This is a genomic window from Acinetobacter beijerinckii CIP 110307 (assembly GCF_000369005.1).
Taxonomy (GTDB): Bacteria; Pseudomonadota; Gammaproteobacteria; order Pseudomonadales; family Moraxellaceae; genus Acinetobacter; species Acinetobacter beijerinckii.
In genome coordinates this window covers 518,107-540,629 of the sequence record NZ_KB849765.1, presented here as the reverse complement: position 1 = coordinate 540,629, position 22,523 = coordinate 518,107, and the positions used below count along the sequence as shown (strand labels likewise).

20 protein-coding genes are annotated in these 22,523 nt (G+C 38.7%); 12 read left to right on the top strand and 8 right to left on the bottom strand.

Features of this window, described 5'->3' with window-relative positions; all coding sequences use genetic code 11:
* The first annotated feature begins 139 nt into the window (after positions 1-139).
* From guaB to recJ, 4 genes are all read left to right on the top strand, one after another.
* Positions 140-1,606, top strand: coding sequence for an IMP dehydrogenase (guaB, locus tag F933_RS08095; RefSeq protein ID WP_005060164.1), 1,467 nt, complete (start codon positions 140-142; stop codon positions 1,604-1,606).
* Between the two features lie 126 nt (positions 1,607-1,732).
* Complete coding sequence (gene glmM / locus F933_RS08090) at positions 1,733-3,070, top strand: phosphoglucosamine mutase (protein ID WP_005060163.1); 1,338 nt, start codon at positions 1,733-1,735, stop codon at positions 3,068-3,070.
* Between the two features lie 13 nt (positions 3,071-3,083).
* Positions 3,084-3,737, top strand: coding sequence for a pyridoxamine 5'-phosphate oxidase (gene pdxH, locus F933_RS08085; RefSeq protein ID WP_005060161.1), 654 nt, complete (start codon positions 3,084-3,086; stop codon positions 3,735-3,737).
* Entirely contained in the window at positions 3,738-5,438 is a 1,701-nt protein-coding gene (gene recJ, locus F933_RS08080; RefSeq protein WP_005060159.1) for a single-stranded-DNA-specific exonuclease RecJ, read from the top strand.
* A gap of 45 nt (positions 5,439-5,483) precedes the next feature.
* Here the strand turns inward: recJ and F933_RS08075 are convergent, their stop codons facing one another.
* Together F933_RS08075 and F933_RS08070 are read right to left on the bottom strand one after the other, a co-directional pair.
* Positions 5,484-6,341, bottom strand: a complete 858-nt coding sequence (locus tag F933_RS08075; protein ID WP_005060156.1) for a putative porin — start codon at positions 6,339-6,341, stop codon at positions 5,484-5,486.
* A 222-nt stretch (positions 6,342-6,563) separates the two neighbouring features.
* Complete coding sequence (locus F933_RS08070) at positions 6,564-7,331, bottom strand: putative porin (protein ID WP_005060152.1); 768 nt, start codon at positions 7,329-7,331, stop codon at positions 6,564-6,566.
* 409 nt (positions 7,332-7,740) lie between these two features.
* On the opposite strand from F933_RS08070, the gene prfB reads away from it, so the two are divergent.
* From prfB to F933_RS08045, 5 genes are all read left to right on the top strand, one after another.
* A protein-coding gene (gene prfB / locus F933_RS08065) for a peptide chain release factor 2 (RefSeq protein ID WP_155757337.1) occupies positions 7,741-8,836 on the top strand; the annotation gives its coding sequence in 2 pieces (ribosomal slippage) (positions 7,741-7,812 and positions 7,814-8,836; 1,095 coding nt in all).
* A 151-nt stretch (positions 8,837-8,987) separates the two neighbouring features.
* On the top strand, positions 8,988-9,290 hold the full coding sequence (locus F933_RS08060; protein WP_005052470.1) for an ArsR/SmtB family transcription factor: 303 nt from the start codon (positions 8,988-8,990) through the stop codon (positions 9,288-9,290).
* A gap of 45 nt (positions 9,291-9,335) precedes the next feature.
* Positions 9,336-10,400, top strand: a complete 1,065-nt coding sequence (locus F933_RS08055) for an alkene reductase (RefSeq protein ID WP_005060150.1) — start codon at positions 9,336-9,338, stop codon at positions 10,398-10,400.
* A gap of 108 nt (positions 10,401-10,508) precedes the next feature.
* On the top strand, positions 10,509-11,828 hold the full coding sequence (locus F933_RS08050; RefSeq protein ID WP_005060148.1) for a 3-deoxy-D-manno-octulosonic acid transferase: 1,320 nt from the start codon (positions 10,509-10,511) through the stop codon (positions 11,826-11,828).
* Positions 11,825-12,535 (top strand): 16S rRNA (uracil(1498)-N(3))-methyltransferase, encoded by a 711-nt coding sequence (locus F933_RS08045; protein ID WP_005060146.1) that lies wholly within the window; start codon positions 11,825-11,827, stop codon positions 12,533-12,535. Before F933_RS08050 ends, F933_RS08045 begins: the two co-directional genes overlap by 4 nt.
* Here the strand turns inward: F933_RS08045 and F933_RS08040 are convergent.
* Together F933_RS08040 and F933_RS08035 are read right to left on the bottom strand one after the other, a co-directional pair.
* Positions 12,515-13,504, bottom strand: coding sequence for a mechanosensitive ion channel family protein (locus tag F933_RS08040; RefSeq protein ID WP_005052459.1), 990 nt, complete (start codon positions 13,502-13,504; stop codon positions 12,515-12,517). The genes F933_RS08045 and F933_RS08040 overlap by 21 nt on opposite strands.
* Before the next feature lie 119 nt (positions 13,505-13,623).
* Complete coding sequence (locus tag F933_RS08035; RefSeq protein WP_005060144.1) at positions 13,624-14,190, bottom strand: DUF805 domain-containing protein; 567 nt, start codon at positions 14,188-14,190, stop codon at positions 13,624-13,626.
* A 283-nt stretch (positions 14,191-14,473) separates the two neighbouring features.
* Here F933_RS08035 and acs point away from each other — a divergent pair, with 283 nt between their 5' ends.
* The gene (gene acs, locus F933_RS08030; protein WP_005060142.1) at positions 14,474-16,417 is read left to right on the top strand and encodes an acetate--CoA ligase; all 1,944 of its coding nucleotides are present in this window, start codon (positions 14,474-14,476) and stop codon (positions 16,415-16,417) included.
* Between the two features lie 52 nt (positions 16,418-16,469).
* Here acs and F933_RS08025 read toward each other — a convergent pair whose 3' ends face one another.
* Entirely contained in the window at positions 16,470-17,012 is a 543-nt protein-coding gene (locus F933_RS08025; RefSeq protein ID WP_005060139.1) for a cysteine hydrolase family protein, read from the bottom strand.
* 104 nt (positions 17,013-17,116) lie between these two features.
* Between F933_RS08025 and F933_RS08020 the strand changes: the two genes are divergently transcribed.
* A complete protein-coding gene (locus F933_RS08020; RefSeq protein WP_034710939.1) occupies positions 17,117-17,530 on the top strand; it encodes an Lrp/AsnC family transcriptional regulator in 414 nt (137 codons plus the stop codon).
* 74 nt (positions 17,531-17,604) lie between these two features.
* Here the strand turns inward: F933_RS08020 and sfnG are convergent, their stop codons facing one another.
* Together sfnG and msuE are read right to left on the bottom strand one after the other, a co-directional pair.
* On the bottom strand, positions 17,605-18,711 hold the full coding sequence (gene sfnG / locus F933_RS08015; RefSeq protein WP_005060135.1) for a dimethylsulfone monooxygenase SfnG: 1,107 nt from the start codon (positions 18,709-18,711) through the stop codon (positions 17,605-17,607).
* 26 nt (positions 18,712-18,737) lie between these two features.
* Positions 18,738-19,478 (bottom strand): FMN reductase, encoded by a 741-nt coding sequence (gene msuE / locus F933_RS08010; RefSeq protein ID WP_005060133.1) that lies wholly within the window; start codon positions 19,476-19,478, stop codon positions 18,738-18,740.
* A 352-nt stretch (positions 19,479-19,830) separates the two neighbouring features.
* On the opposite strand from msuE, the gene F933_RS08005 reads away from it, so the two are divergent.
* Positions 19,831-20,481, top strand: a complete 651-nt coding sequence (locus tag F933_RS08005) for a response regulator (RefSeq protein WP_005060129.1) — start codon at positions 19,831-19,833, stop codon at positions 20,479-20,481.
* A gap of 101 nt (positions 20,482-20,582) precedes the next feature.
* Here the strand turns inward: F933_RS08005 and omp33-36 are convergent, their stop codons facing one another.
* On the bottom strand, positions 20,583-21,452 hold the full coding sequence (gene omp33-36 / locus F933_RS08000; protein ID WP_005060126.1) for a porin Omp33-36: 870 nt from the start codon (positions 21,450-21,452) through the stop codon (positions 20,583-20,585).
* Positions 21,453-22,523: the final 1,071 nt, after the last annotated feature.

Below are 22,523 nucleotides of genomic sequence, written 5' to 3'. Positions count from 1 at the left end.
TACTCTCATTTTTTTAGCTAAAAAATAGATGCTGTAATGGATGGTTAGGGCAGTTTATTGAATTATTTTCTTCATAGAAAATGAAAATCACATCGAAATTTGTTTATAATAGCTCACGGAAATTACCAGTGAGATTGTTATGCTGACCATCGTTCAAGAAGCCTTGACCTTCGATGATGTCTTATTACTTCCTGCCTACTCTACTGTTCTCCCAAAAGATGTCTCCTTAAAGACACGTTTAACTCGCGGAATTCAACTTAATATTCCTCTCGTTTCTGCTGCAATGGATACGGTGACTGAGTCTCGTATGGCGATTGCGATGGCGCAAAACGGTGGTATTGGTATTTTGCATAAAAATATGGATATTGCAGCACAAGCCGCTGAAGTCCGCCGTGTGAAAAAATTTGAAGCTGGTATGGTGAAAGATCCTATTACAGTGACGCCTGAAACCACGGTGCGTGAGTTGATTGCGATTACCCAAGCGAATAATATTAGTGGCGTACCTGTTGTCAAAGATGGCAAAGTCGTGGGTATCGTCACAGGTCGTGATACACGCTTTGAAACAAATCTTGAGCAGCCTGTAAGCAATATCATGACAGGTCAAGACCGTTTGGTGACTGTGCGTGAAGGTGAGTCGAAAGAAAATATTCAAGCGTTGCTACAAAAGCATCGTATTGAAAAAGTTTTAGTTGTTGGTGAAAACAACGAACTTAAAGGCTTAATTACGGTAACTGACTTCCGTAAAGCTGAAAGCTACCCGAATAGCTGTAAAGATGATCTAGGTCGTTTACGTGTAGGTGCAGCAGTTGGTACAGGTGCTGAGACACCAAGCCGCGTAGAAGCATTGGTCGATGCAGGTGTAGACGCGATTGTGGTCGATACTGCACATGGTCATTCTGCTGGCGTGATTGAACGCGTACGTTGGGTAAAAGCCAACTATCCACAAGTTCAAGTGATTGGCGGCAACATCGCAACTGGTGATGCGGCATTGGCATTGCTTGATGCAGGTGCAGATGCGGTAAAAGTAGGTATCGGACCAGGCTCAATTTGTACGACACGTATCGTAGCCGGTATTGGTATGCCGCAAATTTCTGCCATTGATAGCGTTGCAAATGCCTTGAAAGATCAAATTCCTTTGATTGCGGATGGTGGTATTCGTTTCTCTGGTGATATGGCGAAAGCGATTGGCGCAGGCGCAAGCACGATCATGGTAGGTTCACTCCTTGCTGGTACTGAAGAAGCACCAGGCGAAGTTGAATTTTTCCAAGGTCGCTACTATAAAGCGTATCGCGGTATGGGTTCATTGGGTGCAATGGCAGGTGCGACGGGTTCTGCTGACCGTTATTTCCAAGACTCAAAAGCAAGTGCTGAGAAGTTAGTACCAGAAGGCATCGAAGGTCGTGTTCCTTATAAAGGTCCAATGGGTAACATCGTGCATCAAATGATGGGCGGTTTACGTTCATCTATGGGTTATACAGGTTCAGCTGCGATTGAAAATCTTCGTCAAAATGCGAAATTTGTAAAAATTACTTCAGCAGGTATGTCTGAATCACATGTTCATGACGTAACGATTACTAAAGAAGCGCCTAACTATCGTGTTGGTTGATTTTTGGTAATTTTGCCGATAGAAAAACCGTCAGTCCACTGACGGTTTTTTTGTTTTGGTGTAAAGTGAATCATATGAAAAATGATATGGCTTAAAGTCATATAAAGATAAGAAAGTGAGTAAATAATGAGCTATTTTGGAACTGATGGAATTCGTGGCAAGTTTGGACAAATGCCAATTACACCTGAATTTGCATTAAAACTAGGTTTCGCAGCTGGCAAAGTTCTAAAAAGAAACAGTCCGAAAAATAAACCGATTGTGGTATTGGGGAAAGACACACGCTTATCAGGTTATATTTTGGAAGCAGCATTACAAGCAGGTCTAAATGCGGCTGGTGTTTATGTTCATCTATTAGGCCCGTTACCTACACCTGCGATTGCACATTTAACACGTGCTTTGCATGCGCATGCTGGAATTGTAATTTCCGCTTCACATAATCCTTATTTCGATAATGGTATTAAATTCTTTTCAAGCGAAGGGAAAAAACTACCAGATTATTTGCAAGATCAAATTAATCAAGAGCTTGAACAAGATTTGGTCATTGAGGACACCGCAAATTTAGGTAAGAGTGTCCGCGTAAAAGATGCGAATGGTCGCTATATTGAATTCTGTAAATCTACATTCCCATATCACTTTGACTTACGTAATTTAAAAATCGTGGTGGATTGTGCCAATGGTGCTGCGTATAGCGTGGGGCCATCAGTCTTCCGTGAGTTAGGTGCGAAAGTCATCCCATTATTTAACGAGCCAGATGGTTTAAATATCAATGAAAACTGTGGCTCTACTCACCCAGAGTTTTTACAAAAAGCTGTGATTGAGCATCAGGCTGATCTTGGTATTGCTTTTGATGGCGATGCGGATCGTGTTGTAATGGTTGACAAGCATGGTCAGTTGATCGATGGCGATCACATTCTTTATATTCTTGCGACTCAGGCGAATCAAAAACCTACAGGGGTTGTGGGAACCGTCATGAGTAATATGGCACTAGAGTTGGCTCTGGAAAAGGCAAATGTTGGTTTTGTCCGTGCTAAAGTTGGCGATCGCTATGTATTACAAGCACTTGAAGAAAACCATTGGTCTATTGGTGGAGAGCCGTCTGGGCATATTCTCACTTTAGATAAAAGCACGACGGGTGATGCCATTATTGCGGCTCTACAAGTCCTAACCGTGATGGTCGAGCAAGGTAAAGCCTTACATGAATTAGTAGATGGTTTTGTGTTATTCCCGCAAGTGTTGGTGAATGTCCGTTTACAACAAATGATTGATCCATACTCAATTCCTTCTTTAGTTGAAGAGTTTGAAAAAGCAGAACAACAGTTGAAAGGTCGCGGACGCTTATTAATTCGTAAATCAGGCACAGAACCAGTGATTCGTGTAATGGTGGAAGGTGATGACTTATCAGAAGTTGAAGCGTTAGCAAACCGATTGGCTGATGCCGTGCGTTCGCAAGCTCAAGTTGCTTAGGTGAGGATGAATCATGAGTGATGTCATTAAAGACCTAAGTGAATTACGTTTGAGTTATGAACAAGGTGAATTACACGAGGCGCAGGTCAGTGATAATCCACATCTACAATTTTTAAATTGGTTTAATCATGCGCTTACTGCAAATCTGCATGAACCGTATGCGATGTCTTTAGCCACTGCTAATACGCAAGGTCGTCCGCATGTGCGTACAGTTTTGCTACGTGGTGCGACAGAAGCTGGATATGATTTTTATACCAACTATGACAGCCAGAAGGGATTAGATTTACTTCAAAATCCTGTTGCAGAGTTGCTATTTTACTGGCCAAGTTTAGAGCGTCAGGTACGTATTGGCGGTCAGGTCGTCAAAATATCCGAACAAGAGTCGATGGATTATTATCATAAACGCCCGCGCGATAGTCAGATTGCGGCACATATTAGTACCCCACAAAGTGGTGTGATTGAGAGTCGTGAGCTATTGCAACAACGCTTTCAAAATTTGCAAAATCAAGCACAGACTGATGAATTAGACAAGCCTGAGTTTTGGGGTGGCTACCGTCTTGAAGCAGATTACTACGAGTTTTGGCAAGGACGACCAAATCGTTTACATGATCGCTTGAGTTATGAAAAACAAAATGGACTTTGGTCTATACAACGTTTGATGCCATAAATGACGCAGATACAAATTAAAAAAAAACCATTGCTTACACGCCCTGAACAGTTTCAGGGCGTGCCTACATTTATTGCAGAAATCTTAGCAAGGCGAGGAGTTCAGTCAGAGCAAGAACTGGAGTTAAAGCTTAAAAATTTATTAGCGCCAAACTTGAAAGGAATAGATGTCGCGGTTGAGCTGATTGATCAAGCAATTGATCAACAAAAACAAATCGTGATTATCGGTGATTATGATGCAGATGGAGCTACCAGTACTGCACTGATGATATTAGTCCTAAAAGAAATGGGTGCACGGGTCGAGTATTTAGTTCCTGATCGTTTTAAATATGGATATGGATTAACTCCTGCAATTGCTGATTTGGCAAAACAAACCTATCAGCCTGATCTTTTAATTACAGTCGATAATGGAATTTCTAGCCATGCAGGGGTCGAAACGGCTCATGCTTTAGGTATGCAAGTCATTATTACTGATCATCATTTAACGACAAAATCTACACCTGCTGCTGAAGCTGTGGTGAATCCAAACCAACTGGGTTGTGACTTTCCGAGTAAGGCTTTAGCAGGAGTTGGTGTTGCCTTTTATGTGTTAGCAAAACTCGCTAGTTATCGGAGTCAGCAAGCTAAAAGCACGTGTAAAGTGACGCAATATTTAGATTTAGTCGCTTTAGGAACCTATGCCGATGTTGCAACTTTGGACTATAACAATCGTATTCTGATTGATACGGGTTTAAAACGGATTCAGCAATATCAATGTCGTGCAGGAATCCTCGCATTATTAGACATTGCGAAACGTGATGCAGCAACGCTTCGAGCACAAGACTTAGGGTTTGTGATTGCTCCTAGAATTAATGCAGCTGGACGTATGGAAAGCATGCGTATAGGTATCGAGTGTTTGCTTGCTCCAGATTTAGAAACAGCGTACCCCATTGCGCAGCAACTCAATCAGTTGAATATTGAGCGCCGTCAGGTTGAAACGGAGATGAAGCAGCAAGCAATGAGTGCTTTGCAGCATATTCACTTAGAAACAGAGCAATTACCTGCTGCACTGGTGATGTTTGATCAGCAATGGCATCAAGGTGTGATTGGTATTGTTGCAGGTCGTTTAAAGGAACAGTTTCATCGTCCTAGTTTGGTTTTTGCACCTGATGAAGATGGTATACATATTAAGGGTTCGGCACGTTCAATTGAAGGTATTCATATCCGCGACATGATTGAGCAAGTTGCTGAGCAATATCCGCATTTAGTCAGCCATTTTGGTGGACATGCAGCAGCAGCAGGTTTGACTCTCAAAAAAGAACATTTTGATACATTTAAATCTGTTTTTATCGAAGCAATAGCACAAATGGATGAGGATTTATTTCAGCCGATCTTATGGACGGATGGTGAGCTTGTTGCCACTGATTTGAATTTAAATACGTTAGACTGGATTGACCAACTTGGTCCGTGGGGGCAAAAATTTCCACTTCCTCAGTTTGAAGGTCGCTTCCAAATAATTGATTATCGGTGGCTTAAAGACCAACATTTAAAACTTAAGCTTGCATCAGGAAATCATTCGATCGATGCGATTGCCTTTAATGCAATAGATCGTTTTGAATTTAATCCAATGTTAGCTTATGTTGATTTGGTTTATACCTTAGAACGTAATGTCTTTAATGGAAATACCAGTTTACAACTACAAATCGCGCATTTAACGCAATAAAAAAGTCCGCTCAGAAGGGCGGATTTTTTTATAAAACTGTATGATTTAGAAGCGAAGTGTGCCATTGATGCCATAAGAATCAGCATCATCAAGAGTTGTATAGCCCACGCCTAAAGCAAATTGTGGAGTAATGAATTTTTGTGCGCGAATATTAAAGATAGTGTCTGAATCATCTGCTGTTGAATCAGCGAATGAGAGACCAATACTCAATGTTGGATCAAGATATAGATCTGCGCCTAAACGATAACTTGTTTCATCGCCAATATAAGTTTGTGCTTCTAAGTTTGTATAGTAGCCAGCAATTTCAGAGACATACTTTGCACGAAGAGATACAGCGGTATCATCATTTTCACCTGAAACAACTGCAGCATTGCTAAAATTAGTCACAAAACCATATTTTGCAATTTTAACAGGGTTCATACTTTCGGAAAAATCAGCAACACCGACAGCAAGTAATAAGCCATTGATTGGTAGGAAACCAGCTTCAAACTCATAACCATTACCATTGTCTGATTCAGAACCTAAGCCATGAACAGTTGCTTTAACATTAGTACGGTGTAATGCGCCAGAAACATAAAACTGAGAATCGGGAATGAAAATCTCACTTTCTAGACCAAGTGCATTAAACTGAAAGTCGACTAAATCTTCATCATCTTTTATTTTACTATAAGAATAGCCACCACCAATGCTTGATGCTTTGTCTAGAAAAGCAGCTTCTGCAAGTGGAGCGCTGCGAGTTTGTACAGACTTAAAATAATATTTACCGCTGATTGCTGCGCTGTTACTTTTAGCACCATCCATGTCGATATGTTCATAAGCACCAAATGATTCAGTTTGATATGCATGCGCATTTAAGCCAATGATTGAAGATAACAGAGCAGAGACTAAAGCTAATTTTTTCATTGTGGACCCCTTATTAAAATAAGCTATTTATTAATATTTTGTTACATGGGTAGTGTAATGAAAAAAATAGAAAGGTCAAATGTTAATTAATCAGTAAAATTAATTCATATTTATTAATAAGAAATAGTTATTTATAAAATTTTTTAGAATTTAAAATAAAAATACCCTGTAAATATTTACAGGGTATTTTTGAATTATTTCTCTTTTTAGAGAGAGTTTAAATTAGAAGCGGTAAGCACCACGGATACCGTAGGTATTATAGTCATCACCTAAACCAACACGACCTTCTAAGCTTACCTGTTGATTAAGGAATTTCTTCGCAGAAATACCCCATTCATCACGGTTTGTTAAGTCGTTGTTATAATAATCCGCACCAACACTCAAGGTTTTATCAAGGTAGTAATCACCTTTTACTCGGTATTCATCAAGATCACCGAAAGCACCATAAGCTTCTAAGTTGATGTCATTACCACCCACTTGAGTTACGTACTTAGCACGAACTGTTGGATCTGCTCCGTCTTTACCATCTTTCTCATCGTAACCTTTCACACCAAGTGCAAGTAATAAACCAGGTGCTGGTAAATAACCGACTTCTGCACCATAAGTTGTTACTTTTTGATCAACAAAAGAATTGTCTACTTCGAACTCGTTACGACCAATATTACCACTTAAGTAAAAATCACTATTCGGCACGAAGTATTCTACCCCTACGCCATATTGTGAATCTTTTACACCATTATTATTTGCGTAATTAACTTTTGCGTTCACATTACTAGCACGGTTTAAAAATGCTGCTTCAGCAAGTGGTGCATTACGTGTTTGAACTGGGTTGAAATAATATTTACCATCTACACCAAAACTATGAGTTCCATCGAAATCATCCCAATCAGTATAAGTATATGAACCACCTACTTCAGCTTGATAAGCATGAGCAGTTCCTGTTACTGCAAGTGCAGATAAAAGTGCTGATGCAATTGCTAATTTTTTCATGGTTATGCCCCTTTTGAGATAATGAACCAAATGAATGTTGATTACATGTTTTGTTACAACTCTCAGTCTAGTTAAAATATTGTGGTCGTCAATCACAGGAAAGTAATCGGACTGTACGAATGTAATCAACTTGTAAAATATAAATTATATCTATTTGATAAATAAAATTTATTTATAAATGTTTTGATTTATTAAAACATAGGATAGATTGTGTGTTCTGGTATCTTTATGTAATTTATGGACACTTTTGTCGCTAAATGTGTCATTACAAAATTAAAATTTTAATAAGAAATACTGATCGTTTGAGAGTTTTTTTATTAGTAAATCTATTGGAAAACAGAAGGCTGTGTCACTTAAAACACTTATGTTAAAATAACAAATTGAGTGAAAAAATTGAGAGAAAGTAGGCGTGGAAATTAATCCGTATTTAGTCCAATTAAAAGATTTATCTGATCGTAGTCAAACACTACGGGGGTATCTTTGACTACGATCTAAAGGCAGAGCGTTTAGAAGAAGTTTTAAGAGAACTCGAAGATCCTGCAATTTGGAATGATCAAAGTCGTGCTCAAGCCATCGCTAAAGAAAAAGGCAGTTTAGAAAATACATTGGGTGTATTTGATCGTCTTGCTGAGCAGCTCGATGATGCAAAAGCTATGCTGGATTTAGCTGTTGAAGCAGATGATGAAAGTTTGCTTGAAGATGTTCAAGCTGAGTTAGATAGTGCTGAAGAAGCGCTTGGAAATCTTGAATTCCGCCGTATGTTTAGCAATCCAATGGACCCGAATCCTTGCTTCCTTGAAATCCAATCTGGTTCTGGTGGTACAGAAGCGCAAGATTGGGCGTCAATGCTGTTACGTATGTATTTACGTTGGATTGAACGTCATGGCTTCAAAGGCGAATTGATGGAAGTCTCTGACGGTGATGTTGCTGGTATTAAATCTGCAACGATCCGTGTTGATGGTGAGTTTGCTTATGGTTGGTTACGTACCGAAAGTGGTGTGCATCGTCTAGTTCGTAAGTCGCCGTTTGATAGTAATAACAACCGTCATACATCATTTTCAGCCGTGTTTATCTCTCCAGAGATTGATGACAATATTGAAATTGATATTAATCCATCAGATGTTCGTACTGATACTTATCGCGCTTCAGGTGCAGGTGGTCAGCATATTAACAAAACGGATTCGGCAGTGCGTTTAACGCATGCGCCTACAGGTATTGTGGTCGCGTGTCAGAACCAACGTTCACAACATGCCAACCGTGACCATGCATGGAAGCAATTACGTGCCAAACTCTATGAGTTAGAGATGAGTAAACGTAATGAAGCCGCACAAGCGCTTGAAGATTCGAAGTCAGATATTGGTTGGGGAAGTCAGATTCGCTCTTATGTATTAGATGATTCTCGTATCAAAGATTTGCGTACAGGTGTTGAAAATTCAAACACTAAAGCAGTCTTAGATGGTGATTTAGATCGGTTCATTGAAGCAAGTTTGAAACAAGGTCTATAACTTTAAAACGGCATTTTCGTTCAGCAATTTTTAGTTAATCGGAAAAAATAGATATTAATATCGGAAAAAATAGATATTAATATTTATTAAATTCGATATACTGATTTTAGGTGCTGAACGAAGTTTTGCCTGTTGAAAATGTGGTGAGTCTATGGATATTGATGTTATAAGCAAAGCCTTAGCCAATCCATTACGTCGAGAAATTTTGCAATGGTTAAAACAACCAGAGCAATTTTTACCGGTACAGGAATGTGGTGGCAGTTTTGAACGAGGCGTATGTGCAGGTCACATTGAACGCTTAGGAAAAGTTGCACAATCGACCATGTCAAATCATTTGTCTGTCTTACAGCAAGCGGGTTTGATTAAGGTTGAAAAATATGGGCAATGGTCATATTTCACCCGTAACGAAGCTTTGATTCAGCAATACATCGAACATTTAAAAAAATCACTTTAAAAAGAGTTTTTTCAAAGCTCATCAAAAAGTGAAGTTGAGGCGATCATGGCTGAATTAAATTCTGCGTTACAAGTAGGTGATTTTACGATTAAAAATCGTTTGGTTTTAGCACCTTTAACCCGTGCGCGTAGTGGCGCGGAGCGTATTCCAAACGATTTAATGGTGGAATATTATCAGCAACGTGCCAACGCTGGTCTGATTATTACTGAAGCAACTGTGATTAGCCCTAAAGCAGCGGGCTATGCGAATACGCCAGGCTTATGGTCACAAGAACAAGCTCAAGCATGGAATAAAATCGTCAAAGCGGTGCATGCGCAAGGTTCAAAAATTGTGGTTCAATTGTGGCATGTAGGTCGTATTTCACATCCCGATCTTTTAGATGGTGATATACCTGTTGCTCCAAGTGCTATTCAACCCGCTGGTGAAGTCAGTTTGCTTCGTCCAAAGCGTCCGTTTGTAACACCTCGTGCTTTATCCCATGAAGAAATTCAAGAAATCGTAGCACAATATAAAAATGCGGCGGAACAAGCAAAAGCAGCTGGCTTTGATGGAGTTGAACTTCATGCTGCGAATGGTTATTTAATCGATCAATTCTTGCAAAGTAAAACCAATATTCGTGATGATGAATATGGTGGTTCGATTGAAAATCGTGCGCGTCTATTGTTACAAGTGGTCGATACCTTTATCGAAGTGTGGGGCGCAGGTCGCGTCGGTGTACATTTAGCGCCACGTGCTGATTCTCATGATATGGGTGATGACAATCCATTAGCGACCTTTGGTTATGTGGTTGAACAGCTTGATCAACGTAACATTGCTTTTATTTTCACACGTGAATATGCAGCAGAAGATAGCTTACAGCCAAAACTACGTCCGAAATTTAAAGGAGCGTGGATTGCCAATGAGAAATTAACTCCCGATTCTGCTAAAAAGATTTTAGAGGAAAATCAATCGGATGCAGTCTCATTTGGTTTGGCTTATATCGCAAACCCTGACCTATTAGAACGTTTAGAACATGATCTACCTTTAAATCAGGTAAATTTTCAAACTTTATATGCTGATGGTGCAGAGGGATATACGGATTACTCTGTATTTGAAAAGTTAGAAGCATAATCAGTATTTAACATTCAGAATCACTCATGCGATTTACTAAAATGGCATGAGTTTTTTTTTGAAATTGCGCATAATGAGCTTAAATTAAACTCTGAAATATGGTCTAGGATGGCGCAAAGCAACGCAGTACGACAAACGCCCTTTTGGTATAACTTTTTACTGAAATGTATCAAGCCTTTATACCGTTGGAAAATTAAACAACGGGCTGAAAGTGAAGCGCTATTTCAACAAGAATGTCTAGAACGTTTTGGACCGTTTCAAGCGCCTAAAAATTTAAATACAATTTGGTTTCATGTGGTATCGGTCGGAGAAACCAATGCTGCTCAGCCTCTAATCGAACATTATTTAAAATTAGGGCATCCTGTTTTAGTGACCAATACTACCAAGACAGGTCAAGCACGTGCAAAGTCGTTATTTCTAAAAGAACAATATTTGAATTTATTTCAGGCTGTGTATTTGCCTGTTGATCAAAAACCTTTACTCAAGCAATTTTTTGATCTTTATCAGCCTAAGCTTCTTGCACTTGTTGAAACTGAAATTTGGCCCAATTTAATAGCAGAGGCCAAGCAGCAACAAATTCCATGTATCTTATTGAATGCTCGTCTTTCAGAAAAATCTGCCAAAGGTTATGGCAAAGTTCGCCGCTTAACCCAGCCCATGTTGCAGCAATTGACATGGATGTTAGCGCAAGATGTCGCAACTCAACAGCGTTATATTGATTTAGGTCTTGATCCAAACAGGAGTATGGTAGTTGGTAATATTAAATTTGATATTACGGCACCGATCTCTTTCATCGAACAAGCACAACAATTGAAACTAGATTGGCAATTGGCAGATCGTCAGATCATCGTACTTGCAAGTACCCATTCGCCGGAAGAAGAAAGTTTACTGAAACAATTACAGTCATATTTAAATTCAAACCCAAAGCTACTGTGTATCGTTGTGCCACGCCATCCTGAACGTTTTGATGAGGTCTATAAAGTCTGCCAAAATTTAAATTTAAATACACAACGCCGTAGTCTTAAACAACCAATTCAAGTTAATACACAGGTTTTTCTTGCAGATAGTATGGGCGAAATGTGGTTGTGGTATGCGCTCAGTCAAGCTTGTTTTGTGGGTGGTTCATTGAATGAACCGGGTGGGGGGCACAATATTTTAGAGCCGATGGTTTTAGATGTGCCGACTGTCATTGGTCCACGTTATTTTAATTTTCAAAGTATCGTAGAGGAGTTCGTGGCTGAACACGGAATACTTGTGGGTGAAAATGCTGAACAAGTGGCACAGCAACTTTTAAGTTGCTTAGATGATCTAAGCCAGAGTCAGCAATTGATTAGACAAGCGGAATTGGTTCTACAACGGAATAAAGGCTCACTACAAAAGCATATTCAATTGATTGACCATTATTTAGAACAAAAAAATTTATCATGAATATTGTTTTACTTGAATCTGATCAAAATATTGCATTGGACGTATGGTCAATTGAGGATGCTCGTCAAATTCAACATTTAAAACAACATCTTCAATTAAATGTTGGTGATACTTTAAAAGTTGGTATTCGTCATGGTCAGCGTTATCTGACAGAAGTTTTAAGTATTTCAGAGCAACAAATCAAGCTTAAACCCATTCAGACTGAAACTGTGCCTGAAAAGTTACCTGTGCATTTAATTTTAGCGTTACCTCGTCCAAAAGTATTGCGTCGTATGATCATGGACGCAGTGACGCTTGGCGTCGAGCAGATCAGTTTAATACATAGTTATCGCGTAGATAAAAGCTATTGGCAAAGTCCATTTTTACAACAGCTTGAGAGTTATGTGACGCTTGGTTTAGAGCAAGCAGGCGATACTATTCCACCCAAAATTCAACTGTACAAGCGTTTTAAACCTTTTGTAGAAGATGTTTTACCGACCTTGATTACTAACGAAAAACCCGCTTATGTTGCGCATCCTTATGCTGAGCTAAAGATGCCATCTGTGATACAAAATGGATGTAATTTAGTGGTGGGACCAGAAGGTGGTTTTATTCCTTATGAGATTGAGTTACTCAAAAAAAATGGCTGCCAAGCAATGAGCTTAGGCAACCGAATTTTAAGAACAGAAACAGCCTTATCGCATATTTTAGGTCGATTGTTTGTCTGAAGTCTTTATTGCAGTAGGAAGTTGAGCAATAGGAGTAGACTGCATTTTAAGCTCTTGAATTGGGTAGGGAATATTAATTTCTTGAGCGTTAAATGCTTGCTTCACTTGAGCTTGAATTGAACTGGTGGAAGATAAAATATCAGTTTCTGTGGTATTGATCCACCAACGTACCGTTAGATTCACTGAGAAATCAGCTAAAGCTGTGACATTGACTGAGAAAGCTGGTTGACTTAATACATTACGATCATTATTTAAAATATCTAAAACAATTTGCTTGGCTTTTTGCTCATCGTCATCATATCCAATACCGACAATGAATTCACAGCGACGTTGTTGATAAGCTGTGTTAACCGTAATTGGACTCGTATAAACAGTCGCATTAGGAATGACGATACGACGACCATCATATGAGCGTAAGAATGTTGCACGAATTTGAATATCTTCCACAACACCTTCCATACCATTGACAATAATGGCATCGCCAATACGGAATGGTTCACCCAATAAAATGAGTACACCTGAAAGTAAGTTTTGAAAAATATCTTTGAATGCAAAACCAATGGCAACTGAACCAATTCCCAATGCACCGATTAATTGACTAGGGGTAAAACCTGGAATTGCAATAACTAATGCGATTAGGAAGCCAAAAAATAAAATAAAAGTACCACCGACACGATGGAGCACTAAAACTAAGTTTTGTCGTGTATAAGAACGATTACTCAATGTTTTATTGACAAAAACTTTAAATAATTTAGTAAGTAACCAGAAGATTACAAAGACAATAAGAGCTAGACCAATATAGGGAAGACGATCCCAGAACGCATTCACCATTTTATCAATTGCAGTATATGCGTCTTGGTATTTCTCTGTATGGGTAATCACCGTTTGCGTTGTTTTTGCACCCGCTTGATGAATAAGCTCACCAGTATCTTTCGCTATATTCGTTAACGTTGTCTGTTCGTCTGCCACAGGAAAATCTCTATTTCGCAAAGTAATGTATTGTGAGGAACGCAATCATAATAAATTTATGATGATTGCGCATGCTAAATTCAGTAACGACATATCCTCTATCTATAGAGCATAGAACATTAAAAATATTCTGTCGTGTTTTGAATAATTTGAGTTGGTGTGTCCCAAAATTCAGGGCTTGCAAAATAATACGCAAAAATAAACACACCAAATATCATGAATAAACTGAGCATGATCATGATCCATGCGATGATTTTTTCCCATGTGCTTGAAGGGCGGATATCACCATAATCATTACGATGAGGTGTACCTGGTGCAAGTAAGACATATAAAGTAAAAAAGATTTGAATGAATGGAACCAGCAGTAGCAAACTGAGCCATCCTGTTTTATTTAAGTCATGTAAACGACGAATTAGAAATACAATTTGAAAATAAAAAGCAGCAAACCATATTGCAAACATGCCGAAACCCCCAATCCCTGAAAATGTCGAAAAAAATGGCTCATGTACATTTACATTATTGACACTAAAACTGCCAGCAAGCGTAATGATTAATATAAAAGCCAGCATACAACTGAGACTGAGTAGGCCATACCAACCCAAATAACTCAGACGATTAAAACGACCTTGAGCAGATAAAGGATGATCTTTGCGTGGTGTTTGGGAGGTGGTTTCGGGATTAAACATAATTTTTCCTGTTGTTCTGTTTATTAAATCTTTTAAGCTTTACAGATTGATCAAAATATTCACTTATTTTAAAAACAAAAAGCATAGACAAGCTGTTAAATTTTAAATTATTTTGAGTAAATTTTTGAAATTTATCTTGGTTGTAAAATCATAACAGTCCTACGACCAAAGCCGCATTGTTTGCTCTTGTAAATGGTGACAATACTGCAAGAGAAAACAAAACATACCAATCAATTAGATGTGTATATCTAGGGTATGAAATAAAAAACCAAGGAAGTGAGCTATGAAAGAAATCTACCCAGTGCCTGAGAAATTTAAACAAACGGCAAGAATCTCGGAAGCAGACTATTTCAAACGTTACCAGCATTCGATTGAACAGCCTGAAGCATTTTGGGCGGAAGAAGCGAAAAAGGTTGATTGGATTAAACCTTTTACACAAGTGAAAAATACCAGTTTTCAACCAGACAACTTTAAAATTGAATGGTTTGCTGATGGCGAATTAAATGTCTCGGCAAATTGTTTGGATCGTCATTTAAAAACTAATCCCCTTAAACCTGCGATTATTTGGGAAGGCGACCATCCTTCAAGACATAAAATTATTTCATTTGCTGAATTACATGATGAGGTCTGTCGTTTTGCCAATGTGCTAAAAAAACAAGGGATACGCAAGGGCGATCGCGTCGTTTTATATATGCCAATGGTGCCAGAAGCTGCAATTGCGATGTTAGCTTGTGCTCGTATTGGTGCAGTGCATTGTGTGGTTTTTGGTGGTTTCTCACCTGATTCACTGGCGAGTCGTATTGAGGATAGTCAGGCGAAATTAGTGATTACAGCCGATGCAGGCATGCGTGGTGGTAAGCTGATTGCACTGAAAGAAAATGTTGATGCTGCTTTAGAAATTGACGGCACCAGTAGTGTTGAAAATGTAATTGTGGTGCATCGTACAGGTAACCCAATTCAATTCAATGCAGAACGTGACGTTTGGTATCACCTTGCGATTATGGAAGTGGATGAGCATTGCCCACCTGAACCGATGAAAGCAGAAGATCCGCTATTCATTTTATATACCTCTGGTTCTACTGGTAAACCAAAAGGGGTATTACATACCACTGGTGGTTATCTAGTTTATGTGAATACCACCTTTAGAGAAGTCTTCGACCTCAAAGAAGATGATGTGTATTGGTGTACCGCAGATGTAGGATGGATCACAGGGCATAGCTATTTGTTATATGGTCCACTCAGTAATGCAACAACGACTGTTATGTTTGAGGGGATTCCACAATACCCAACATGGGCACGTATTGGTCATGTGATTGATAAGCATAACATCACGATTTTATATACCGCACCTACCGCAATTCGTGCCATGATGCGTGAAGGCGATGCCTATGTCCGTGAAAGTGATCGTAGTAGCTTACGTTTACTTGGTTCAGTGGGTGAGCCAATCAATCCTGAAGCATGGAACTGGTATCACGAAGTGGTGGGTGAAGGTCGTTGTCCAATTGTGGATACGTGGTGGCAAACTGAAACTGGTGGTATTTTAATTTCTCCATTACCTGGTGCAACAGCGCTCAAACCAGGTTCGGCAACACGTCCGTTCTTTGGCGTTCAACCTGCTTTAGTGGATGGTGAAGGCAATCAACTTGAAGGTGCGACTGAAGGTAATTTGGTGATTAAAGACTCTTGGCCGGGTCAAATGCGCACAATTTGGGGTGATCCAGAGCGCTTTATTGAGGCATATTTTTCAACCTTTAAAAATTGTTATTTCACAGGTGATGGTGCGCGTCGTGATGCGGATGGCTATTATTGGATTACTGGACGTGTCGATGATGTGCTCAACGTTTCAGGACATCGTTTAGGTACAGCAGAAATCGAAAGTGCTTTAGTTGCACACGAAGCAGTCGCGGAAGCCGCTGTTGTGGGCATGCCACATGACATTAAAGGGCAAGGTATTTGTACCTTTGTAACGCTGCAAGCCGATGTCGCTGAATCTGAAGCACTGAGAAAGGAATTAGTCGATTGGGTACGTAAAGTACTTGGTCCTGTGGCAACGCCAGATGCCTTGCACTGGGCACCTGCTTTACCTAAAACACGCTCAGGTAAAATCATGCGTCGTATCTTGAGAAAGATAGCAGCAAATGAATTGGATAGTTTAGGTGATACTTCTACGTTGGCTGAGCCAGCAGTGGTTGAACATTTAATTGCAACGGTTTATCCAAATAGATAATGCTAAAAATCTAAAAGAGCGCTTCATGTAGCGCTCTTTTTATGGAAACAGCTTAATGGCGGTCTAAGTAGTCAGCGGTGTTTTGCACTGTAGAGAAAAAGCCAAGAGCAGACAAAAATGCGGTTTGAACAGCGGCTGCTTTAACAATTTTGCCATCATGTTCAAGATCACGAGTTGCAGTCGCATCGGCAATTACAATCGGTTGATAGCCAAGCTCTTTGGCTGCGCGCGTACTTGAATCGATACAGACATGGGTCATCATGCCTGTAATCACCAGTTGCTCAACTTGATGCTGTTTTAATATTTCTTGAAGTTTGGTTTCTAAAAAACTATTTGGAAAATGTTTTTCAACAATTATCGACGAGTCTTTCACTTGAAGCTGCGGATGTAATACAACACCCACTGTATTTTCCTGAAAGAAACTGGCAGAGGCAGGGTTTATGTGTTGAATGTAAATAATGGGTAAATTGTTTTGAATAAAATGATCTTCTAATAGATTGGTTTGCGCTAGAGCAAGGTCTGGATTGACCAATTCCATTTTGCCATTTTTAAAATAATCATTTTGAACATCAATAATCAGCAATGCTTGTTTCATGGTTGTGTTTCCAAAGTGGGGATTAAACAAGCATAGGGAGTAGAGCAAAAATCAGATATAGTCAGATGAAAGCATTGTTGCCTGTTTTCTTTCGTAATGAAAAAATGAATATTGAACTTGATCCGATTGATTTAAAAATTATTGAAATACTCAAACAAGACTCACGTCTAAGCCACAAAGAAATTGGACAAAGCGTACATCGTACAGGGCAGGCGGTTGGTGCACGTATTAACCAATTAATCGATGCGGGCATTATTAAAAATTACACTATTGCCATGCGATATGAACATAAACAATTCATTCAATTATTTTTAAATGAACAACAAGCATTCATTGAAATTGAGCGGCTGGTTATACAATATGAACAGATAGATGAATGTTTTAAGACTTTAGGAAATGGTTGTTACATGATCGTCAGTCATTTTAATCCACCCCAATTGAATGCGTTTATTGAGAAGTTGTCACAGTGGTGTCGTTATTCGGTTGAAACGGTCATCCGAGAAATTGAATTGACTTAAAATAAAATCCCTCAAGCCGAGTCATGAGGGAAAGATTCAATCGTTTTTATTTTTCTTCTTATTCAATGCCAAGGTTATGCCGATTTAGCCTCCAGTTGAATTTCCTGCTGTTGTTCTAACTGACGAACCAACGGTAATACTTTTGCTCCAAAATATTCAACTTCTTCAATGAAATGTAGGAAGCCTGACAGAATGAGGTCAACTCCGACATTTTTCAACGCCACAATTCGTTCAGCGATTTGTTGCGGAGTACCGATCAAATTGGTTTTAAAACCATCGTTATATTGTACTAAATCGTCGAATGTTGATTTTGCCCAGTTACCTTCTTTTTCTGGAGCGGCTGCACCTGCCTCACGAGTAGCATCACCGAAGGCATTCACCGCTTCAACATTGGCGTGTGCAATGATGTCATTTAACACGGCTTTAGCTTCTTCCTCTGTATCACGGGCGATAATAAAGGCATTTACTCCAACCTTGACTTGTCGATTGGCTTGTTTGGCTTTACTTCGGACATCATCCACTTGTTTTTTGATTTCTTCGACACTGTTGCCATTGGTAAAATACCAATCAGATACACGCGCTGCCATATCACGTGCAGCACGTGAACTACCGCCTTGGAATACTTCGATATAGGGTTTTTGCACAGGTTTAGGTTTAAGCGTGTAATTCTGAAATTGGTAATATTTTCCATCGAAACTATAATTATCAGTGCTCCAAATCCCCTTTAAAGTGCGAATAAACTCTTCTGATCTTACATAGCGTTCATCGTGTTCAGGCCAAGGTTCACCAATCGCATCAAACTCACCACGAAACCAGCCGCTGACCACATTGATTGCAACACGTCCTTGAGTTAGATAATCAATGGTTGCCAGTTGTTTTGCTGCAAGTACAGGCTTCCAAGGTCCTGGTAATATGGCTGCAATCACTTTGAGTTTTTCAGTTTTTGCCAGTAAAGCATGGCTGAAACTGACTGATTCATGTTGATTATCTGCACCATAGCCTGCGGTAAAGCGGATTTGAGTAAGTGCATACTCAAAGCCATTTTTTTCAGCTGCTTGGGCTAAACGTATATTATAGTCATAGCTCCAATCGGTGCGTTGTTCAATCGTACTGACAACCAGACCACCACTAACATTGGGAACCCAATAAGCAAATTTAATTGCTGATTCTGCGATTGTCATTTTTGTATCCTCTCTAAAGAGTTGATTTATGCGACATGGGTTAATTTTTTGCCTGACTTAGGATGTAGGCGAGACTCAGCAGCATCTAGACTAGGAACGGCTGCTGAAGGTAATACCTCAGCTTGTTCAATTTGTTTGTTAATACCCAAGTTCTGATTGGCTTGTTCAGTTTTGGTTTTGATCGCTGCTGCTCGTTGACCTTTGGCAGGTGCCCATTCCAAAATTGGTAATGCCCGAGCGACAGCTAAAGTCACTCGGTCTGATAATTGCTCACTTTTTACCGTATATTCAGGCGTAAAGTCTCGATCAGTCGCATAAACACCAATTGGTAAGGTTTGTGCTTGGAAGAAGCTAAACAAGGGGCGTAATTGATGCTCCAGTACAAGGGCATGACGATCACTGCCACCTGAAGCAGCTAATAACACCGGCACGTCAACCAAAGCGGTTTGCTCTACGAAGTCAAAAAAGTGCTTGAATAAACCTGTAAATGAAGCTCGATACACAGGTGTACCAACAATAAGCGCATCTGCTGCTTCTACAGCAGCCAAATCATCCTGTACCCGTTGTGGTAACTGGTTACGGTAAATTGCTCCGCCTAACAACGGTCCGATTTCACTAAGCTTTACAAAATGAACTTTAATATTGATTGCTTCTGAAAGCTCGTCAAGAATGGCTTGAACCAGACTTTCTGTTTTTGAAGGACTATTTAAACCACCTGATACTGCAACAATATTAAGAGGAGTAGATGGGATATTGTAATTGGACATAGCAACTGCCTAAAAAGATCATTTCGAATTGCTATTTATTTATCTACATGAGGGTATGTACTGTAAAATAAGGAAATGCTGCAAGCTTATCTGTTTTATAGATATATCTAGAAACATAAAGTTAAGAAAAATTAAATCAATTTAATGCTCTGTTTCTAATGGTTATTTCTGTATAGTATTTCTTGATTGACCTAGGTTGTGTGATTTATATCAATATCTGATTTGTTTTCCAGTGATTTGAAATAAACAAGTTTTGATCTCAGACCAACAGTTTATTTCAAAATAGGCTAAGATAGATTAAATTTGAATAAACACCGTACAGTGACGTACTTGCAGACTGCGTAAAACGCTTATGAATATTTTAATTGTAGATGACCACCCTTTATTTAGACATGCTTTGATTCAAGCGGTTCGTTATAGCATTCCTCAAGCTCAGATTCAGGAAACTGCGGATGTTGATGAGTTCTATGAAAAATTGGAACATGGTTCTGAACCTGATTTAGTTTTACTCGATTTAAATCTACCTGGTGCATCTGGTTTTTCTGCTTTGGTTTATGTGCGAGCACAATATCCAGCAATACCGATCATCGTAGTTTCGGCGCATGAAGAAGTGTCGATTATTCAGCGAGCGATTGCACATGGTGCAATGGGATATATTCCAAAGTCATCTCACCCAAGTCATATTGGTGAAGCGATTAAACTTGTTTTAGAAGGTGAGATTTGGTTACCACCGAATTTACCAACACACTCTGGTTTTGATCCTAGAGCGGCTGACGAAACAGCATTAGCAGAGCGTTTGCAATCACTCACTCCACAGCAGTTTCGTGTTCTGATGATGGTGGCAGAAGGCTTATTGAACAAACAGATTGCTTATGAATTAGATGTGTCTGAAGCGACTATTAAAGCGCATGTAACGGCTATTTTCCGTAAGCTAGGTGTGCAAAATCGTACACAGGCTGTTTTAGCAATCAGTGCGTTAAATATTGAAGATAAAAAGATGTAAAAAAGAACAAGTCATTCAGTTATTTAAACACAATAAAAAAACCAGCTCACATGAGCTGGTTTTTTATGCATCAATGCCTGATTAGAACATTGATAACAAGATTAGAAGCGTACTTTAGCGTTTAAGCCTACAGTTTGCATATCTTCATCAGAACCTACAGCATTAGCATTTACGTAGCTTGCACCAACAGCAATCGCTGGAGTGATGAAGTAATTTACGTTAACACCCCAAGCTGAATCTGGTGAACCAGCAAAGCTAGATTCAGCGTAAGAAACGCCTGCGCTAAGTTGAGAGTTCAAGTACAAATCAGTTTTTAACTCGTATGCAGTGTCTTCACCGTAAACGATACCTGTCTCGAAACCGATTGACATTGGAGTACCATCGATCGCACCAACGTATTTAGTGCGAGCAGTGATTGCATCTTGGTCATCAGCGATAGTAGCTGTTTCACCAACTGCTTTAGCAAAACCACTGTTTAAGATTTTGAATGTATCAAAAGATGTTTGCTCAACAACGCTTGTATAACCAACAGCAACAAGGAAATTTGGAGCGATTACAGTACCAAATTCAACAGCCCAACGCTGACCACGGTCATCGCTAAGACCATATTTACCATCGTTGTCAGTAGCGCTATAGCTTAAGCTTGCATATGCTGGTGTATATGGAGTTTGTACATAAGCTTCAGCTTTAACACCTACGTTTTGAGATTTAACTTCGTCAAGATTAGCAAAGTTATAACCTAAAGATACATTTGACGCTTGGTTAACGAAAGCAGCTTCTGCTAAAGGACCTTTAGAAGCATCTACATTTTTGAAGTAGTAAGTTGCTTGTCCGCCAACTGTGTAGTTATTAAAATCTCTTTTTTCATCGTTAGAATCTAGAGCTTCAGACTGACCTTGAATTTCTACTTGGTAAGCATGAGCACCGGTCATGGCTAATAATAAAGCAGTGGCTAAACCGAGTTTTTTCATAACAATTTCCAGCATTAACAGTAATGGGTAAAGTTGGAGTCATTGTATTGTAACAAAATATGAAGTCAATGTAATAAATTGAATCTCCCGACGAATGAATGTAAATGTGAATTTTTAGATTAAAAAATATACAATTGTACTTTTTATTGTCAACCTGAAATTAAACTGATTTTTTACAATAACATATATTGATTTTTAATAGCCTTTAAATGATTCAGGAAGTGGAATATGTAGTCTTTTGTTATTGGATAAACCGATTTTTGTAATCGTTTTTTTCATTTTAGTGTTTCTTAATTTTGTCATATTGACTATTAATTAGTGTGACATATTTCATTATTTATCCTGATTATTAGATGAATATCAATTAATTGATGTGTAAATTTAGTCTCTGATCGCATTATGACTACAAATTATTCATTCGCAAAAGCGATAATAAAAACAAATCCGATCTATTTAATCAACTTTACTTTTTGAGACATAGTTCTCATAATGAGCACTAAGAGGTATTTAATTTGCATTATATCTCATAACATTTCTTAGTATTCGATGTGTATTCACATCTCTTTTTACTAGCTCAGCTTTCCCCAAGGTTGAGCTTTTTTTTGTCTGAATTTTGACTTTATCATCATTATTGCAATATCAAGAACTTCACTATTGTATCAAAACCAACGGTAAATCTAATTGTTGATATGACTAAGTTTAGATTGTCTATATCTATGAATAAAAAAATCCCAACCTGATTTGAAAAGGCTGGGATCGAAAAGGATGTTTTTAATGGAGGGAGAAAACATCCTGAGGAATCACTGAACTAAATTCGCAGTATCTATCTAATAAAAGTATCTCGTAGCGTGTTCAGTTTGTGAAATTGTTTATTTTTATGTTAAAGATTTAAATCTCCGATGATGAATTTTTAATTAAAATTAAAAAATTGATATTGTGCTTTTAATTTTTCATATGTTTTAAACATATAAATTAAACCATATATAGTGATCATTATTTGCACGTTAAGTGTTTTCTTAATGCATTGTTTTAAATTGAATTATCCTTTTTATTTTGATGGTGTTTGATCAA

Bases quoted from the DNA above. Each gene is read 5' to 3' on its own strand.
- guaB (WP_005060164.1), top strand. From the start codon at position 140: ATGCTGACCATCGTTCAAGAAGCCTTGACCTTCGATGATGTCTTATTA.
- glmM (WP_005060163.1), top strand. From the start codon at position 1,733: ATGAGCTATTTTGGAACTGATGGAATTCGTGGCAAGTTTGGACAAATG.
- pdxH (WP_005060161.1), top strand. From the start codon at position 3,084: ATGAGTGATGTCATTAAAGACCTAAGTGAATTACGTTTGAGTTATGAA.
- recJ (WP_005060159.1), top strand. From the start codon at position 3,738: ATGACGCAGATACAAATTAAAAAAAAACCATTGCTTACACGCCCTGAA.
- F933_RS08075 (WP_005060156.1), bottom strand. From the start codon at position 6,341: ATGAAAAAATTAGCTTTAGTCTCTGCTCTGTTATCTTCAATCATTGGC.
- F933_RS08070 (WP_005060152.1), bottom strand. From the start codon at position 7,331: ATGAAAAAATTAGCAATTGCATCAGCACTTTTATCTGCACTTGCAGTA.
- F933_RS08060 (WP_005052470.1), top strand. From the start codon at position 8,988: ATGGATATTGATGTTATAAGCAAAGCCTTAGCCAATCCATTACGTCGA.
- F933_RS08055 (WP_005060150.1), top strand. From the start codon at position 9,336: ATGGCTGAATTAAATTCTGCGTTACAAGTAGGTGATTTTACGATTAAA.
- F933_RS08050 (WP_005060148.1), top strand. From the start codon at position 10,509: ATGGCGCAAAGCAACGCAGTACGACAAACGCCCTTTTGGTATAACTTT.
- F933_RS08045 (WP_005060146.1), top strand. From the start codon at position 11,825: ATGAATATTGTTTTACTTGAATCTGATCAAAATATTGCATTGGACGTA.
- F933_RS08035 (WP_005060144.1), bottom strand. From the start codon at position 14,190: ATGTTTAATCCCGAAACCACCTCCCAAACACCACGCAAAGATCATCCT.
- acs (WP_005060142.1), top strand. From the start codon at position 14,474: ATGAAAGAAATCTACCCAGTGCCTGAGAAATTTAAACAAACGGCAAGA.
- F933_RS08025 (WP_005060139.1), bottom strand. From the start codon at position 17,012: ATGAAACAAGCATTGCTGATTATTGATGTTCAAAATGATTATTTTAAA.
- F933_RS08020 (WP_034710939.1), top strand. From the start codon at position 17,117: ATGAATATTGAACTTGATCCGATTGATTTAAAAATTATTGAAATACTC.
- sfnG (WP_005060135.1), bottom strand. From the start codon at position 18,711: ATGACAATCGCAGAATCAGCAATTAAATTTGCTTATTGGGTTCCCAAT.
- msuE (WP_005060133.1), bottom strand. From the start codon at position 19,478: ATGTCCAATTACAATATCCCATCTACTCCTCTTAATATTGTTGCAGTA.
- F933_RS08005 (WP_005060129.1), top strand. From the start codon at position 19,831: ATGAATATTTTAATTGTAGATGACCACCCTTTATTTAGACATGCTTTG.
- omp33-36 (WP_005060126.1), bottom strand. From the start codon at position 21,452: ATGAAAAAACTCGGTTTAGCCACTGCTTTATTATTAGCCATGACCGGT.